The sequence below is a fragment of the Rufibacter ruber genome (genome assembly GCF_001647275.1).
Taxonomy (GTDB): domain Bacteria; phylum Bacteroidota; class Bacteroidia; order Cytophagales; family Hymenobacteraceae; genus Nibribacter; species Nibribacter ruber_C.
Map to the genome: position 1 here is coordinate 1 of NZ_LRMM01000029.1, position 14,327 is coordinate 14,327.

13 protein-coding genes are annotated in these 14,327 nt (G+C 50.6%); 11 read left to right on the plus strand and 2 right to left on the minus strand.

Translation table 11 applies throughout. The annotated features are described in order from the left end of the window. The first annotated feature begins 484 nt into the window (after positions 1–484). Together A8O25_RS12460 and A8O25_RS12465 are read left to right on the plus strand one after the other, a co-directional pair. Positions 485–1,867, plus strand: a complete 1,383-nt coding sequence (locus A8O25_RS12460; RefSeq protein ID WP_066835403.1) for a sigma-54-dependent transcriptional regulator — start codon at positions 485–487, stop codon at positions 1,865–1,867. Further along, a complete protein-coding gene (locus A8O25_RS12465; protein WP_066835331.1) occupies positions 1,851–3,155 on the plus strand; it encodes a sensor histidine kinase in 1,305 nt (434 codons plus the stop codon). The genes A8O25_RS12460 and A8O25_RS12465 overlap by 17 nt, the downstream gene beginning before the upstream one ends. Positions 3,156–3,547: 392 nt before the next feature. Here A8O25_RS12465 and A8O25_RS12470 read toward each other — a convergent pair whose 3' ends face one another. After that, entirely contained in the window at positions 3,548–4,456 is a 909-nt protein-coding gene (locus tag A8O25_RS12470) for a DUF72 domain-containing protein (RefSeq protein WP_066835333.1), read from the minus strand. Positions 4,457–4,866: 410 nt separating this feature from the next. Here A8O25_RS12470 and A8O25_RS12475 point away from each other — a divergent pair, with 410 nt between their 5' ends. Beyond that, positions 4,867–5,637, plus strand: coding sequence for a septal ring lytic transglycosylase RlpA family protein (locus tag A8O25_RS12475; protein ID WP_066835334.1), 771 nt, complete (start codon positions 4,867–4,869; stop codon positions 5,635–5,637). A gap of 234 nt (positions 5,638–5,871) precedes the next feature. After that, positions 5,872–6,777: a toxin-antitoxin system YwqK family antitoxin gene (locus tag A8O25_RS12480; protein ID WP_066835335.1), complete on the plus strand. Its 906-nt coding sequence runs from the start codon at positions 5,872–5,874 to the stop codon at positions 6,775–6,777. A gap of 422 nt (positions 6,778–7,199) precedes the next feature. Here the strand turns inward: A8O25_RS12480 and A8O25_RS12485 are convergent, their stop codons facing one another. Then, complete coding sequence (locus tag A8O25_RS12485; RefSeq protein ID WP_066835336.1) at positions 7,200–7,553, minus strand: YraN family protein; 354 nt, start codon at positions 7,551–7,553, stop codon at positions 7,200–7,202. A 124-nt stretch (positions 7,554–7,677) separates the two neighbouring features. On the opposite strand from A8O25_RS12485, the gene lipB reads away from it, so the two are divergent. The 7 genes from lipB (at position 7,678) to porK (ending at position 14,277) form a co-directional block, all read left to right on the plus strand. Beyond that, positions 7,678–8,409, plus strand: coding sequence for a lipoyl(octanoyl) transferase LipB (gene lipB / locus A8O25_RS12490; protein ID WP_066835337.1), 732 nt, complete (start codon positions 7,678–7,680; stop codon positions 8,407–8,409). After that, a complete protein-coding gene (locus tag A8O25_RS12495; protein ID WP_066835339.1) occupies positions 8,393–8,797 on the plus strand; it encodes a hypothetical protein in 405 nt (134 codons plus the stop codon). The genes lipB and A8O25_RS12495 overlap by 17 nt, the downstream gene beginning before the upstream one ends. A 68-nt stretch (positions 8,798–8,865) precedes the next feature. Then, a complete protein-coding gene (locus A8O25_RS12500; protein WP_066835341.1) occupies positions 8,866–9,933 on the plus strand; it encodes a glycosyltransferase family 4 protein in 1,068 nt (355 codons plus the stop codon). 3 nt (positions 9,934–9,936) lie between these two features. Next, positions 9,937–11,064, plus strand: a complete 1,128-nt coding sequence (locus A8O25_RS12505) for a DUF4271 domain-containing protein (RefSeq protein ID WP_066835343.1) — start codon at positions 9,937–9,939, stop codon at positions 11,062–11,064. Between the two features lie 64 nt (positions 11,065–11,128). Beyond that, a complete protein-coding gene (locus A8O25_RS12510) occupies positions 11,129–11,920 on the plus strand; it encodes a uroporphyrinogen-III synthase (RefSeq protein ID WP_066835345.1) in 792 nt (263 codons plus the stop codon). 143 nt (positions 11,921–12,063) lie between these two features. Continuing rightward, the gene (locus A8O25_RS12515; protein ID WP_066835347.1) at positions 12,064–13,047 is read left to right on the plus strand and encodes a PorP/SprF family type IX secretion system membrane protein; all 984 of its coding nucleotides are present in this window, start codon (positions 12,064–12,066) and stop codon (positions 13,045–13,047) included. Between the two features lie 201 nt (positions 13,048–13,248). Next, positions 13,249–14,277 (plus strand): T9SS ring complex lipoprotein PorK/GldK, encoded by a 1,029-nt coding sequence (gene porK, locus A8O25_RS12520; RefSeq protein ID WP_082893605.1) that lies wholly within the window; start codon positions 13,249–13,251, stop codon positions 14,275–14,277. Positions 14,278–14,327 lie beyond the last annotated feature (50 nt).

Consider the following 14,327-nt stretch of genomic DNA (forward strand, 5'->3'; position numbering starts at 1 on the left):
CAAACCCTCCCTAGCCCCCGTCCCTCCGGACCCCAGTCCGAGGAGAGCGCAGAGGGTTGAGTTTTTGCGTTTTAGGGCTGTTTTTCAGAAAACAGGCGGAAAACGCAAAATTTTTCTGGCGCGAGTCTCTGGACTCGTGACTACGGATGAAGCGAGTCTCCAGACTCGCCGGGAACCGAGAGCTGGTGCTACATGAAATTTCTCTATTGGATTTCTTTCTGGGCAAGAGCGGAAAGTAGCTCAGCCATGCGCTCGGTCGCTGCGGGGCAGCGAGGGTAGTCAGAGACTACCCCTTATCCCAAGGCACAAGTCAGAGACTCGCGCCAGCTTTTTCTATTATCAAACTCAGGACTCTTGACTCAGAACTCTGAACTTCCTTTGACCTCGCAGCTCTTATGTGCGCCTCTGTACAAGCTGTTTTTGACCTGTTTTTCTGAAATCAGCTTAAAAACAGTAATTTCAACCAACGCGCTGAATGAACCCCATGATTTTAATTATTGACGATGACGTAGCCGTGCGGGCTTCCCTGAGCTTGTTGCTTAAACAGGCGGGCTATGCCACGGCCCAGGCGGCTAACCCCGCCGAGGCGCTGCAGGCTGCGGCTACCCTGCGCCCGCAGCTTATGCTCCTGGACATGAACTTTTCCATGGAGACCACGGGCGAAGACGGTCTGCAGTTGCTGGGCCAGCTGAAGCAGCTTTACCCGCAGGTGCCGGTCATTTTGATCACGGGCTGGGGTTCCATCACCCTGGCGGTAGAGGGCATCAAAGGCGGCGCGGCCGATTTCATCACCAAGCCCTGGAACAACGACCATCTGCTGCAGAGCGTGAAGACGGCGCTGGAACTGGCGCAGCCTACCACTGAGGTTCCCGCAGGCAAGCTCACCCGCAAGCAGCTGAACGACCAGTATGACTTCTCCATGCTAGTGGGCGAAGACCCTGGCCTGCTGCAGGTGCTGCGCAACGTGGGTCAGATCAGCGCCACAGATGCCTCGGTGTTGATTGAAGGCGAAAGCGGCACGGGCAAGGAGCTCATTGCTGAGGCCATTCACAAAAACAGCCATCGCCGCAAGGCACCGTTTGTGAAGGTGAACCTGGGCGGCATCTCGGCCAGCCTGTTTGAAAGCGAGATGTTCGGGCACCGCCGCGGCGCGTTCACAGACGCCAAAACCGACCGAGCGGGCCGTTTCGAGATGGCCAACAAAGGCACTATTTTCCTGGATGAAATTGGCGAACTGGACATGGCCAGCCAGGTGAAACTGCTGCGCGTGCTGCAAGACCGCACCTATGAGGTCCTCGGCGACAGCCGCTCCCGCAACCTGGACATACGCGTGGTCTGCGCCACCAACCGCAACCTGCAGGAGATGGTGGCCGAGGGCAAATTCCGGGAAGACCTTTATTATAGAATCAACCTGATTACCGTGAAGCTGCCCGCCCTGCGCGAACGCAACCAGGACATACCGCTGCTGGTGCAGCATTTTGTGAACAACCTCAAGAAAACCTACCATAAGCAGGAGCTGCAGGTGAGTAATAAAGCCCTTAAATGGCTCAGAGAACAGCCGCTGCCGGGTAACATTCGGGAATTGAAGAACCTGGTGGAGCGCACGGTGCTGGTAAGTGGCAAAAGCCTGCTGGAGGTGGAGGATTTTCAGAACCAACTGCAGGGCGGCCTTAGAAAACTGGAGGAAAAGGCCCTGCCCAGTGTAGGGGCCATGACCCTGGAAGAGCTGGAGGCCAGCATGATTAAGAAATCTATGGCGTATTACCATAACAACGTGAGCAAAGTAGCCAAGGCTTTAGGCGTGAGCCGCGGGGCGCTGTACCGACGGCTGGAGAAGTTCAACATTCCGTATGACGCTCAGGAGTAAGTTTGTGCTGGTGGCCGTGCTCCTCTACGGGGCCATGCTGGTGCTGGCCTGGCAGCTGGTGGCCTACAACCGCTGGCTGTTTGTGGCCGCCGAGGTCTTGATTGTCGCCAGTTTGTTGTTTACCGTGAAGTTGTACACGTCTTTCGTGCGGCCGCTCAACCTCATTGCCGCGGGCGTGGAGTCCATCAGGGACCGTGATTTTTCGATCAAATTCCTGAAAACGGGCCAAAAAGAGGTAGACCAGCTGGTGGAGGTGTACAACCAGATGATGGAGGAGCTGCGGCAGGAGCGGGTGGTGCAGACCGAGAAACATTTTCTGCTGGAACGCCTGATTGAAGCCTCGCCCTCGGGCATCATCCTATTAGATAGCCACGACCGCGTGGCGGGCCTGAACCCTGCGGCGGCGGTGCTGCTGCAGGCCAGCGGCAGAGATCTGGTGGCCAAACCGCTGGCGGATCTGCCAGGGCATTGGGGTGCTTCATTGGGAAAATTGCCTAAAGATGAGCAGCGCATCATCAGGCCCAACGGCATTCAGACGTACCGCTGCCGCAAAATCAGGTTCCTGGACAAAGGCTACCACCGCTACTTTATTTTAATAGAGGAACTCACCCAGGAACTGCTGGAAAAGGAGCGCAACGCCTATGAGAAGCTGATCAGGATGATGTCGCATGAAATTAACAACTCCATTGGCGCGGTCAATTCCATTTTACACTCCTTCGCATATTTCTCACCGCAACTGGACCCGGGCACCCGCCCAGACTTTGACGAGGCGCTGCAGGTGTGCATCACCCGCAACCAGAACCTGGCCGGTTTCATGGCCAACTTTGCCAATGTGGTGCGCATACCGCCGCCTGCCAAGCAACCTGTGAGCCTGCATGAGCTGCTCCACAGCATTCAACGGCTCATGCTGCCCAGCGTTGAGCGCAAAGGGGTGTTGTGGCACTGGGAGCTGGACTCAGTTTCACCTACGGTGGAAGTAGACGTGCAGCAACTGGAGCAGGTGCTCATTAACGTGGTGAAGAATGCCGTGGAAGCTGTGGAGGAAGGTGGCTGGGTAAAGGTGAAAACAGTAGCGAACCCGCCACAACTGCTCATCCAGGACAACGGCCAAGGCATTGCGCCTGAGGTGCAGGAAAAGCTCTTTAGCCCGTTCTTCAGTACCAAAGCCAACGGCCAGGGCATTGGCCTGACCATGGTGCGGGAGATTCTGCTGCAGCACGGTTTCCCCTTCTCCCTGCAGACAGGCGCAGACGGCGTGACTACGTTTCAGACTCAGTTTGTTTCTTGACCTCACCCCCAGCCCCTCTCCCACAATGAGGGAGTTCTGCTGTTGCGTTTTTAGCTTGTTTTGGCCAAAACAGGCCGAAAACGCTTCTTGGTTTCCCTCGCTCTTTTTCTAAGCGAGAGAAATTATGTAAGTGCGTTTTTGGGCTATTTTGGCTAAAACAGCCTGAAAACGCTTGCTCAAGACCTGGCCGTGTCTTTCAGAGGGCGAGTGTCTCCGTCAATTTTAGAGGCTAACCAAATCCTGAAAATCAACCTCAATGCTGGGAATCCCTTTCCTGACAGAAAAGTTCTTTCAGGTTTTGAAAACCGGAGAGACAGAAGGAGGGCTGTTTTGGACCTGTTTTTCTAAAAACAGGCCCAAAACGCACTAATAGCTTTCGGGCGTTCTTGCGCTTAGAAAAGCTGCCCTTGCACAAACTGCTGCACTTTTTGCGGGCGGGGCAGGGAAATGCCGGTTCTCTTCTCTAGTTGCTCCATCAAATAGACGAGCGTGGGCGGCGCGTCCAGTACTTCTGGCTGGTGCATGAAGAAATAAACGGTTTGCAGGCCTTGGTCCAGCCACTGGTGCAGGCGGTCTGCCCAGTCGTTCAGGCGGGTAAAGTCAGTGGGGTGTTTGGCGTGTCCGTTGAACCTGATCATGGCCACGGGGGTGGTGAGGCGCATGTGCAGGACATCGCGGCGGCCGGCCGCGTCTGTTAGCACGGTGGTAATGTTCCGCTCCTCCAGAAACTGAAACGCCCCTTGCGTAACCGCTGATTCTTTGAACCAGTTCTCATGCCTGAACTCTACGGCCAGCGGCACCTCCTGCGGGAACTGCAACAGAAACTGCTCCAGCACCGGCCAGTCCTCTGGCCCAAAGAACGGCGGCAACTGCAGAAAGGCCATGCCCAATGCGTCGCCCAGGCTTAAAATGGCGTTGCAGAACAGTTTGGTGGGTTCGCCCACGTGGTGCAGCAACTGGTCATGGCTTATCACCTGCGGAATTTTTGGGCAGAACACAAACCCCGGCGGCACGGCTTGGCGCCACTTATGAATGGCCCTGGCATCTGGAATACGGTAGTGGGTGGTATTCATCTCCAGCGTGTTGAACTGGCGGGCGTAGAAGTGCAGCAGTTGCGTGTCCTGGGCACCGGCAGGATAGTAAATTCCCTGCCAGGTTTTGTTTGTCCAGGTGGGGCAGCCCAGATACAGACCGGGCCTGGTAGGCCGCTGCGAACGGGCCAGCACCTGCGGGGTGGCGGGGTGGTCTGGCGGCAGGGTGAAGTCTACCTGATTGAGGTTGGGAAGTCTACCAAAATCCATTTGTGCTAATATCGTTTTAGGTCTATATACGTGTCAAAAGGGTGAGCAATCGACTAAAAAAAGAGGGGTTCCACTAATTTTTTTAGAATAATTACATTTTTTTTTACCTGATTTTACTTTTCCAAGTCTTTTTAAGATGACGAGGCAGGCTGGGGTGGCGGTTAAATTGCGCTGGAGCCTTCTTAAAGCCTGAAAATCTGTTAAAGTAAAGCTTGAAGTTTGGCATACCACATTTTGTGAATTTAGTTATATTTCAAAAATAAAAAATTGAACATTTTACAATAAATGTATTAATTTATTAGGTTGAGACAGCGACAAAAGCAGGTGTCAGGGAGGGGGAAGGGTTGCATTGAAAAAAATATTCCTAATTTTGTCGCTTTGAAATTGATGTTCCACCAACAAAACCTAAAATGGGGAAACTGAAAATTTACTATGCAATTGCCGTTCTTTTCATCTTGTTCTTTGGGATTGCACCACTTGCTTCTGCACAGGAAGTAGGTGAGACTCAAAGCGGAACCGCATCATGGTATGGATCAAAATACCACGGTCGCCGCACCAGCAGTGGAGAGGTGTACAACCGCCACAAATTGACTGCCGCCCATAACGGGCTTCCTTTAGGCACTAAAGTTAAAGTAACCAACCTCACCAACGGGGAGAGTGTGGTGGTAAAGATAAATGACCGCGGTCCGTTCAGAGGCCGCCGCATCATTGACCTGTCTGAAGCCGCCGCCAAGAGAATTCATTACCGCAGCAGCGGTCTTACTGAGGTAAAAGTAGAAGTGCTGGAACTGCCGGAGGCCTTCCTGGCCGCCCGCGCTAAAAAGGCAGAGGCTGAGAATCCTGATCTCACCGCCACCGCTGAACCTGTCACCGCTGAGACCACGCCCCTTGTAGTGGCGGCGGCCCCGGTTCAGCAGCAACTGTTTGTAGTGCAGGCCGGTGCCTTCGGGAACCAGGCCAACGCAGAGGCGCAGGCAGAGAAATTACGCAAGATTTACCAGAAACTGCCCATCTCATTGGTAGAGGAGACCGTGAACGGTAAAAAAGTGCACCGCATTATTGCCGGCCGCTTCAACAGCCGCCTGACCGCTGAGCAAGCCCGCAAAGATTTTGCGCAAAAAGGTGTTCAGGGACTGGTAAAGGTGATGGCAGAGCCTGCCCCTATTGCTAGCACGCTGTAAGAGTCCATTGTTTTATTTAGGTTTACTGCCAAGTCTGCCCTGCAGGCTTGGCTTTCCTGTTTTGGAGCCGTTTTCAGAAAAACAGCCCCAAAACAGGAAAACTGAATTTTCTGTGTAGATTTTTGTTCCTTTAAACAAGCTCTCAGCAGGCAGGTAGCGGCACCTTGGGGTAAAGCGTATACCATAGAGGGCGTAAACACGTTTAAGGCATTGAAAAGTGAAAGAAGTAGTGCTATGAGAATTGTACATGCGTGGCTGGTGGTTTTGGGTGTGCTGCTCCTGGCGGCAGTGCCGCAGGAGGCGCAGGCGCAGACCATAGGGAAGGAGAAGAAAAAAATCTTTTTCTGGAAGAAAGCCAGGAAGCCGGTTGACCTGAACCCCGTTGATTCTGGGGCCGTGGTTGACTCCCTGGACATGCCTTCTTTGGCGGTAGCCCAGCAAGACAGCGTTGACGAAGACGGCGGCAAAAAGAAATCAAAGAAAAAGAAGAAGGCCTACTTTGGTATGCGGGTGAAACGGGGCTTCGCCCGGCAGGGCAAGGGCAAAAACCAGATTGTAGAAACCTTTCACTACCTGCGCGAATACAAAGACCCCAACCCGTATGTGCAGGACAAGCATTATTTTGACGTAAAGAAGCGCAAGATCTTCAGGGCGAAAGCGCTGGACCCCAAGAAAACCCCCATGCTGATTCTGCACGGGCCTTACACCAAAAAGCGTGGCGATGTGGTGATTGAGCAGGGTTACTTTTTTGTGGGGGCGAAGCACCTGCGGTGGGAGACCTTCAGGCCAGACAGTACCCTGACCCAAAAAATACACTACTACAAAGGGTTTCTGAGAGACTCAGAGATCTCATACTATGATGCCGCCAAAACCAAGATCAAAGAGGTGATCCCGTACCAATACGGGCAAGTGCAGGGTGATTATTATAAGTTCTACGAGAACGGCCAGTTAGAATGGCAGGGTACCTATGACAAAGGCCGGAAAGTGGGCACCTGGATCAACTTCTATGATTTCAGGGGGCGGCGCCAGTACGAGTTCATGTACCCTGAAACCGGTTTTGACGCCCCAGCTGAACCTGTGCTGGTAAAACAGTACAACCGAAGCGGGGAACTGGTGTTTGAGAATAAGGAAAAGAAATAACCGCTTCTGCAGTTTGAGTCTGCCGCTGTCTGTTTTGGCTGTTTTGGAGAAAACAGCCCCAAAACAGACAGTTTTTTATGGCCTTTCTGCTCTATGTGCCGGGGTAGAAGGAACAATACATTTTGCCCTCCCTGTCATCCTGAAAGGGCTGAGGGAACAGGTGGCTACGGTAGTAGCGGTCAACAGGGCCTACTCTGGTTCGCCATCTGTTTCCCCAGGATGTGATTTTGTAAGATTCAATTTTATTTCGGATTCCATTCATAAAAGACACTGTTCCCCTGGTTTGGTGAAACTGCTATGGGCAGCTGTGTGGCGGGTTCTTTGCGAGAGGCAGGGCGCCCGCGCGGCGGCGGGGCTGTTTTCCGTTTTAGGGCTGTTTTCTGAAAAGTAGCCCTAAAACAGGATGTAAGGCCTTGCTGTTTTTAGTGGAAGGCGTCTTCAATGTGCAGAATCTCCGGGCGGTCTGGGTGCCAGATAATGGAGATGACGTCAAAGCGGACGTCGTGCTGCCAGTTCATTGCTTCTATATAGTGTTCGGCCGCCAGGTGCAGCATTTGCTCTTTTCTGGCCGAGACGGCCGCCTCTGGGAACCCAAACGCCTGGCTGCTCCGGGTTTTCACCTCTACCAGCACCAGTACTTTCTCCTTGGTGGCTATCAAGTCTACCTCAGCGCGCTTAAACCGGAAGTTTCTGGCCAGGATCAGGTAGCCTTTCTGTAGAAGGAACGCCTCTGCGGCGGCTTCGCCCTGCCTGCCCATGTGGGTATTATGTCCCATTTTTGTTCCTTCTTGGTTTAATGAGTAATTTGCAGAGTTTCTGCCACGTATGGCTTATACAGGGGCAGAAACGGCGGTTGGGTGGCACGGCCCCTTGATTTTGTACGAAAGCAGCCTGAAATAAGTGGAGCGCAACAAAGAGATATTGGTTGAGAAACTGGGGCTGGTAGATTACCAGCAGGCCTGGGATTACCAGGAGCAGTTGCTGAAGAGTGTGCTGGAGATAAAGGCAGGCAACCGGCAGCTGCCGCCAGAAGAGCAGCAGGCCACCTCTAATTACCTGCTTCTCTGCCAGCACCCGCACGTGTACACGCTGGGCAAAAGCGGGCACCTGGAGCACCTGCTGCTAGATGAGCAGGGATTGCAGCAGAAGGAGGCAACCTTTTACAAGATTAACCGTGGAGGGGATATTACCTACCACGGGCCGGGGCAGCTGGTGGCTTACCCTATCCTGGACCTGGAGAATTATTTTACTGATATCCATAAGTACCTCAGGTTTCTGGAGGAGGCCGTGATGCTAACGCTGGCTGATTTTGGCATATTAGCGGGCCGTATTGAGGGCCTGACCGGGGTCTGGCTGGACTTTGAGGAACAGGAAAACCCCAGAAAGATCTGTGCCATGGGCGTGAAGTGCAGCCGCTGGGTGACTATGCACGGGCTGGCCTTGAACGTGAACACAGACCTCAGCTACTTTGGGAACATTGTTCCCTGCGGGATCTCTGACAAAGCCGTGACTTCCATGGCGCTGGAGCTAGGGCGCAATGTGGCGCTGGAGGAGGTAGAAAGACGGCTACTGGTCCATTTTGAACAATTATTTGAAGCCACGTTGTTGGAGCAGCATGAAGAAAGATATTGATTTTCATCAGGTAGAGGGCGTTTCAGTGGCTGTTGCCCGTGAGACAAACGAGCTGGGGCTGGAGGAGTGGAACGTGTACCTCATCAACAGCAATGCCTTCACTATAGACAATGTGCTGGTTGCCTCTAAAGGCTATGGCGAGCATGAGGGGCAGGAAGTGAAGACGTCAGTGCTGCGGCACATGTTTGAGCAGGTGCCTGGCAAGAGTTCTCAGCAGGTGGAGCCTATTGACCCGGCGTTGTTTCACCTGACCAATGAGTTCTGGGTGAGCTATTATATAGGCAATAAGATACATGATAAGCGCTTCCTGTTTGTGCCGGGAAGTATTGTAGAAGATAATTTAATCCAGATTTCCATATTGGAGAAGCAAGGAGTACTGCACTCATAGGCCCAGCCAAGAGGCTTTTGCCCAATAAGTGCCGCTTTGCGAAGAACGTTACTAATCAATGACCCTGCATGAAGTTTTTTACCTACCTGCTTTCCTTTAGCTGGTCTTTTTTCATAACCCTGTTTGCCATACCCTCTATTGTGTATGTGGCACACCTTAAAAATATTCTGGATCAGCCTAACAAGCGCACGGTGCACGTTTCCCTTACGCCCCGCCTGGGTGGTCTGGGGGTGTTTGCCGGTTTCATGTCAGCACTGACCATCTTTGGGGATCTGTCTAACGGGGTGCAGCAGGTGCTGGCGGGGTGTATCATCCTGTTCTTTGGCGGTTTGAAAGATGACCTGGTGTCTATCTCGGCCTTTAAAAAGTTCTTTATGCAGGTTCTGGCCACGGGGGTGGTGATGTTCATGGCAGACATCAGGATTACCAGTTTTCAGGGAATCTTCGGGATCAATGAGCTGCCCATTGGGTTAAGTTATGCGTTTACCTTTTTCACCATTGTTGGGGTCACCAATGCCATTAACTTGATTGACGGGCTTGATGGTTTGGCAGGGACCATTGTCACCATCATTGTGTCCACGTTCGGGTTTTACTTCTGGTACGCGCATTTGGCCAACTATTCAAACTACGCAGGGGTGGCTGTGTGTCTGATTGGCGGGCTTTTGGGCTTTTTGAGGTATAATTTTTACAAGGCGCGTATATTCATGGGAGACACCGGCTCGCTCTTGTGTGGGTTTGTGGTTTCTGTGATGGCTATTCAGTTTATAGAAATGCACCGCATGGGGCCTCTGTACAGCAGTGAGGTGTATCAGATATACGCTGCGCCTGCCGTGGCCCTGGGGGTGCTGTTTGTCCCGCTGTTTGACACCATCAGGGTTTCTTTGATCAGGGTGATGAAAGGGGTGTCGCCGTTTTCGCCAGATAAAAACCACATTCACCACCGCATTCTGGCCATGGGTTTCAGTCAGGTGGCCACCGTATTGATTTTGGCCATGTTGAATATTCTGGTCATTGTCTTTGTGTTTAACTTCTCCCACTGGGGTAATCTGAACCTTCTGCTCTGCCTCTTAGGGTTTTCTATTCTCTTGAGCTTTGTGTTGGGGCAGTATAAGGCCAGGCCTACCACTACGGCATAAGGTATGCGGTTTTGGCTTTTGCTTTTCAGTTTCTGGTTGGCAGGTGTGGGGGTGCGGGCAGAAGAGCCTTATCTTAAGCCGCTGCTTTCATCTGACTGGCTAATCTACAAAGCGGCAGACAACTCATTAGTGCCGTATTTACCCGGTTACCATGATGAGCGCCAGGCGCTGTATCAATGGGTTTCGCTTGACCAGTTTACGAACCCTAAAATTGAGTTTGCAGCCCGTAAGCAGCTGTGTCTTTTTCTGGACAACCAACTGGTTTTCTCAGCAGACTCCACGGCCCGGTTTACCGTTGATTTTACCGGGAGAATGGTGCCCGGTAGGCGGTACCTGCTTACCGTCTGGCACCCAGAGCAGCAGCCCAATTATCTTTCCTTCAGGGTTCCGCAGGAGCCCATGACTGCCAGTAACCCGGTGCAAAAGAAGGTGCTGCAGGTGAAGGTGAGGCAGCCTTCTTCGCATAGGAGCACGTTGGTGCTGGTGATGCTTGTGGTGGGTCTGGTGTATGGGGGGCTTCGGCTTACATTTTACTCTGATTTTGCCAGCATCTTCAGAGTCAGTAATTTCTTGAAACTTTCAACTTTAGAAGAAGGGCTTCTGACCAAGCCTATTGGCAACTGGTCCAGTATTCTGTTTGTGCTCGCTTTCTCCCTGTCTTTTGCCTTGCTGATTGTAGCCATTCACACTGACATTGAAGACCTGGCGCTGCTCAACCAGCTGTTCACTGCCACCCAGGCTGATCTGGTCTCCAAAATACTGCTCTATGCCCTGATAATTTTTTTGTTTGTGGTGTTTAAGTACCTGTTTCTGAAGTTGATGGGCTTTATTTTTGGTGTGGCAGAAATTGTGCTTACCCAGTACCGGGAATTCTTGCGCACCCTGCTTTCTATGGGGGCGTTCCTGCCCGTAATCATGTTGCTGTACTTAGGCACGTCTTCTTCTGTGCCGCAGCTGGTGTATTGGATTGCAAATGTGAGCGTTACCATTCTGCTTGTCTTGACAGCCGTCAGGACTTTTCTAACGGTAAGTAAAAAATATTCCCTCCAAAATCTACATTTATTTTCGTACCTTTGCGCCACAGAAGTGATACCATTAATGATTTTGCTCAAACTGATTGTGTTTGTGTAGTAGATCCTGGTAAATGTAAGGGGTATCACTAATCTCAGATACAAGTTGTTTAACTACTTCTAACATGGCTGACGGTAAAGAAGCGTTGGGTGCGGACAGACATTCAAAGAAAATCTCCAGTATACTAGTCACGCAGCCAAAGCCGGCAAATGATAACTCGCCTTATTTGGGTATTGCCGAAAAATATGGCATTAAAGTTGATTTCAGGGCTTTTATAGAGATTGAGCCTGTCTCCTATAAGGATTTCCGGAAGGAGAAGATCAATATACTTGATCATACTGCCGTTATCTTTACCAGCCGTAATGCTGTTGACCATTTCTTCAGGATCTGTGCCGAAGGTAAAATAGAGGTGCCCGCAGAGATGAAATATTTCTGTATCTCTGACCAGACGGCCTATTACCTGCAGAAGTACATTGTGCTGCGTAAGCGTAAATTGTTTATTGGCGGCAAAACAGCCACTGACCTGTTTGATGTGCTGAAGAAGCATAAGAATGAGAAGTTCCTGTATCCTTGCTCTAACATCAGGAAAGAAGATATTCCTGAGTTTATGCGGGAAAACGGGTTTAACTTTACAGAGGCTACCATGTATAAGACCGTGGCCGCAGATCTTTCTGATCTGGCAGAAGTGAAGTATGACTGTATTGCCTTCTTCAGCCCTTCAGGAATTCATTCCCTTTTTGTGAATTTCCCTGACTTCAAACAGAATAATACCAGAATAGCTGCGTTTGGACCTACTACAGCCCAGGCTGTGCGTGATGCAGGTTTAGAACTTGATATTGAAGCCCCTATGCCCAATGCGCCTTCTATGACAGGGGCCATTGAGGTTTATATACAACAGAATTCTGGGAAAAAGTAAATATCTTGTTACTTTTCATGAGATTGTGCGTAGCATTGGCTAAGGCTTAAAATGAGGTGGTCTTTTGGTGGATCGTTAGCAATTTGCTAGATTAAGCCAAAAGACTACTTTAATGATGGTCCAGTCTTTATAAACGACTTACAATGCGCAGAATCTGTCTATCACTTACCATCTTGTGCCTTTTAGCTTCTGTGCTTGCCAAAGCGCAGCAAGTTCCCCAGTTTAGTCACTACGGGTTCAATGGTCAGTTTATTAGTCCAGCTTATTCAGGTGTGAGCGGGCAGACTGAGTTGAATGTACTTTACCGCTACCAGTGGTTAGGGTATGATGGTGCTTTTGATGCCGGCGGTTCTCCCAAGACAGCGTTGTTTACCCTCTCTGCCCCTTTGCCAACTTTAAAGAGTGGGGTGGGGGTTATTGTGATGAAAGATGAGATTGGAGCGGTAGATGTGTTTCAGGCTCAACTTTCTTATGCGTATCATGTGTCTGTTGGAACCGGCACCCTGAGCCTGGGCGTGCAGGGAGGTATGACCAACATGAGCAAAGGCGGGTACCGGCCAAATAATGAGAATGACCCAAAGGTGCCCTTTAACAGCTCAGACAGAAAGTTTGATATGGGGGCTGGTGTGTGGTACCAGCATGCAAAATGGTACGTGGGGGCGGGGCTGGTAAACCTGCTGGGTGCCACCTATGAGTTTGAGGGCCGCGCTGCTGATACGGGGGCAGAGCCTGCCACGGTGCGGGGAACCGTAACCGGTGAGAAGCATCTAATGGTAACCGGTGGGTACCACTGGGAACTTTCTGATGCCGTTACCGTAACACCTACTGCTATTTTAAAGCAAGATTTGCAAGCGAATACAAACTCAATTGAAGCAGGTGCAAGAGCAACTTTTAATAATAAGTTTTGGGGAGGGCTTGGGTATAGGTTTGAAGAGGCTGCTACGGCAATGTTAGGTATTTATCTTTTGAAAGACAATGCCTTGAGTTTTGGGTATGCCTTTGACTATACTGTGGTAGATGCAAACGCCAAAAGCCCCACCTCTCATGAGGTAATGCTTGGGTATAGGTTGCCTAAATCTAAGAATACTACAAAACCTCCTGTGAGAACCCCCAGATATAATTTTTGAGTACAAGCAGATGGGAGGCAGGCAATGAACTGATGGAGTTGTGTTTACTGCTGAAATAAAATAATATTTTTTTAACACCGTTAGAGAGTTGACTTTCAAGAAAAAACAATAATTTTGTTTTTTAATTCTGTTGTATATATTTGCTATCTTTAAAACCTAATACGCAGAGTGGTAGCGCTATCTTTTTACAAGTCCAAGAATATGAATAAGTTTTTACAGTCTTCTGCCATTGCGTTGAGCGTTGTGTTGATGGCGGGGTGTGGTATGGGGAGAAGCTCTGAGGGGGATGTGATTGGGGCGGCAGACCGTCCTGAGTTCAATCCGCAGGAGGTGCCATATGGAATGATTGCCTGCCCTGGTGGAACATTTCACATGGGGCAAACAGATCAGGATATTGCCGCCAGTATGTCTAACCTGAACAAGCAGGTGACAATTGGTGGTTTTTATATGGATGAGACTGAAATCACCAACAATGAGTACCGTCAGTTTATTGACGCTATTCGGCAGGACTCATTAGATGTGTTGGGGGAAGAGTATGTGATGACCCAGCTGTATCCAGATACCACCGTATGGGTGCGGGACTTTACGTATCATATGGGGGATCCTTTGATGGAATATTATTTCACCCACCCGGCATTTGATGATTATCCTGTAGTTGGGGTAGACTGGTTTGCTGCAAAATATTTCAACAACTGGAGAACCAAGTTGAAGAATGCCTATAATACAGAGAACGGTCAGGCACCAATGCCAAACTTCCGTTTGCCTTCTGAGGCAGAGTGGGAGTATGCGGCACGCGGTGGCCGTGATTTGGCAACATATCCTTGGGGTGGTCCTTACCTGCGTAACGCCAGAGGCTGTATGTTGGCAAACTTCAAGCCGGGCCGCGGTGACTATTACAGCGATGGTTTCACTTACACCGCTCCGGTAGGCCAGTATTATCCTAACGATTTCGGTCTGTATGACATGTCTGGTAATGTGGCTGAGTGGTGTGAAGACGCATACTCTGAAGCATCTGTGCCAGTGGTGTGGGATTTGAACCCAACCTATTATAAAGATGATGAGCCCCGCAAGATTGTGCGCGGTGGTTCCTGGAAAGACATTGCCTATTTCTTAGAGACGGGTGTCCGTAATTTTGAATACCAGGACTCTGCCCGTTCTTACATTGGCTTCAGAAGTGCCATGATCTACATTGGCCGTTCTTCAGGCCGTGAGTTCGGCTTTGGGAACTAATATTCTTTTTTGAACCTTCAACTGCTATTTAAAAATAATTCCTGAACTAA

What these genes read in the sequence shown, in the direction of transcription:
- A8O25_RS12460 (WP_066835403.1), top strand. Translation starts at nt 485, where the DNA reads ATGATTTTAATTATTGACGATGACGTAGCCGTGCGGGCTTCCCTGAGC.
- A8O25_RS12465 (WP_066835331.1), top strand. Translation starts at nt 1,851, where the DNA reads ATGACGCTCAGGAGTAAGTTTGTGCTGGTGGCCGTGCTCCTCTACGGG.
- A8O25_RS12470 (WP_066835333.1), bottom strand. Translation starts at nt 4,456, where the DNA reads ATGGATTTTGGTAGACTTCCCAACCTCAATCAGGTAGACTTCACCCTG.
- A8O25_RS12475 (WP_066835334.1), top strand. Translation starts at nt 4,867, where the DNA reads ATGGGGAAACTGAAAATTTACTATGCAATTGCCGTTCTTTTCATCTTG.
- A8O25_RS12480 (WP_066835335.1), top strand. Translation starts at nt 5,872, where the DNA reads ATGAGAATTGTACATGCGTGGCTGGTGGTTTTGGGTGTGCTGCTCCTG.
- A8O25_RS12485 (WP_066835336.1), bottom strand. Translation starts at nt 7,553, where the DNA reads ATGGGACATAATACCCACATGGGCAGGCAGGGCGAAGCCGCCGCAGAG.
- A8O25_RS12495 (WP_066835339.1), top strand. Translation starts at nt 8,393, where the DNA reads ATGAAGAAAGATATTGATTTTCATCAGGTAGAGGGCGTTTCAGTGGCT.
- A8O25_RS12500 (WP_066835341.1), top strand. Translation starts at nt 8,866, where the DNA reads ATGAAGTTTTTTACCTACCTGCTTTCCTTTAGCTGGTCTTTTTTCATA.
- A8O25_RS12505 (WP_066835343.1), top strand. Translation starts at nt 9,937, where the DNA reads ATGCGGTTTTGGCTTTTGCTTTTCAGTTTCTGGTTGGCAGGTGTGGGG.
- A8O25_RS12510 (WP_066835345.1), top strand. Translation starts at nt 11,129, where the DNA reads ATGGCTGACGGTAAAGAAGCGTTGGGTGCGGACAGACATTCAAAGAAA.
- A8O25_RS12515 (WP_066835347.1), top strand. Translation starts at nt 12,064, where the DNA reads ATGCGCAGAATCTGTCTATCACTTACCATCTTGTGCCTTTTAGCTTCT.
- porK (WP_082893605.1), top strand. Translation starts at nt 13,249, where the DNA reads ATGAATAAGTTTTTACAGTCTTCTGCCATTGCGTTGAGCGTTGTGTTG.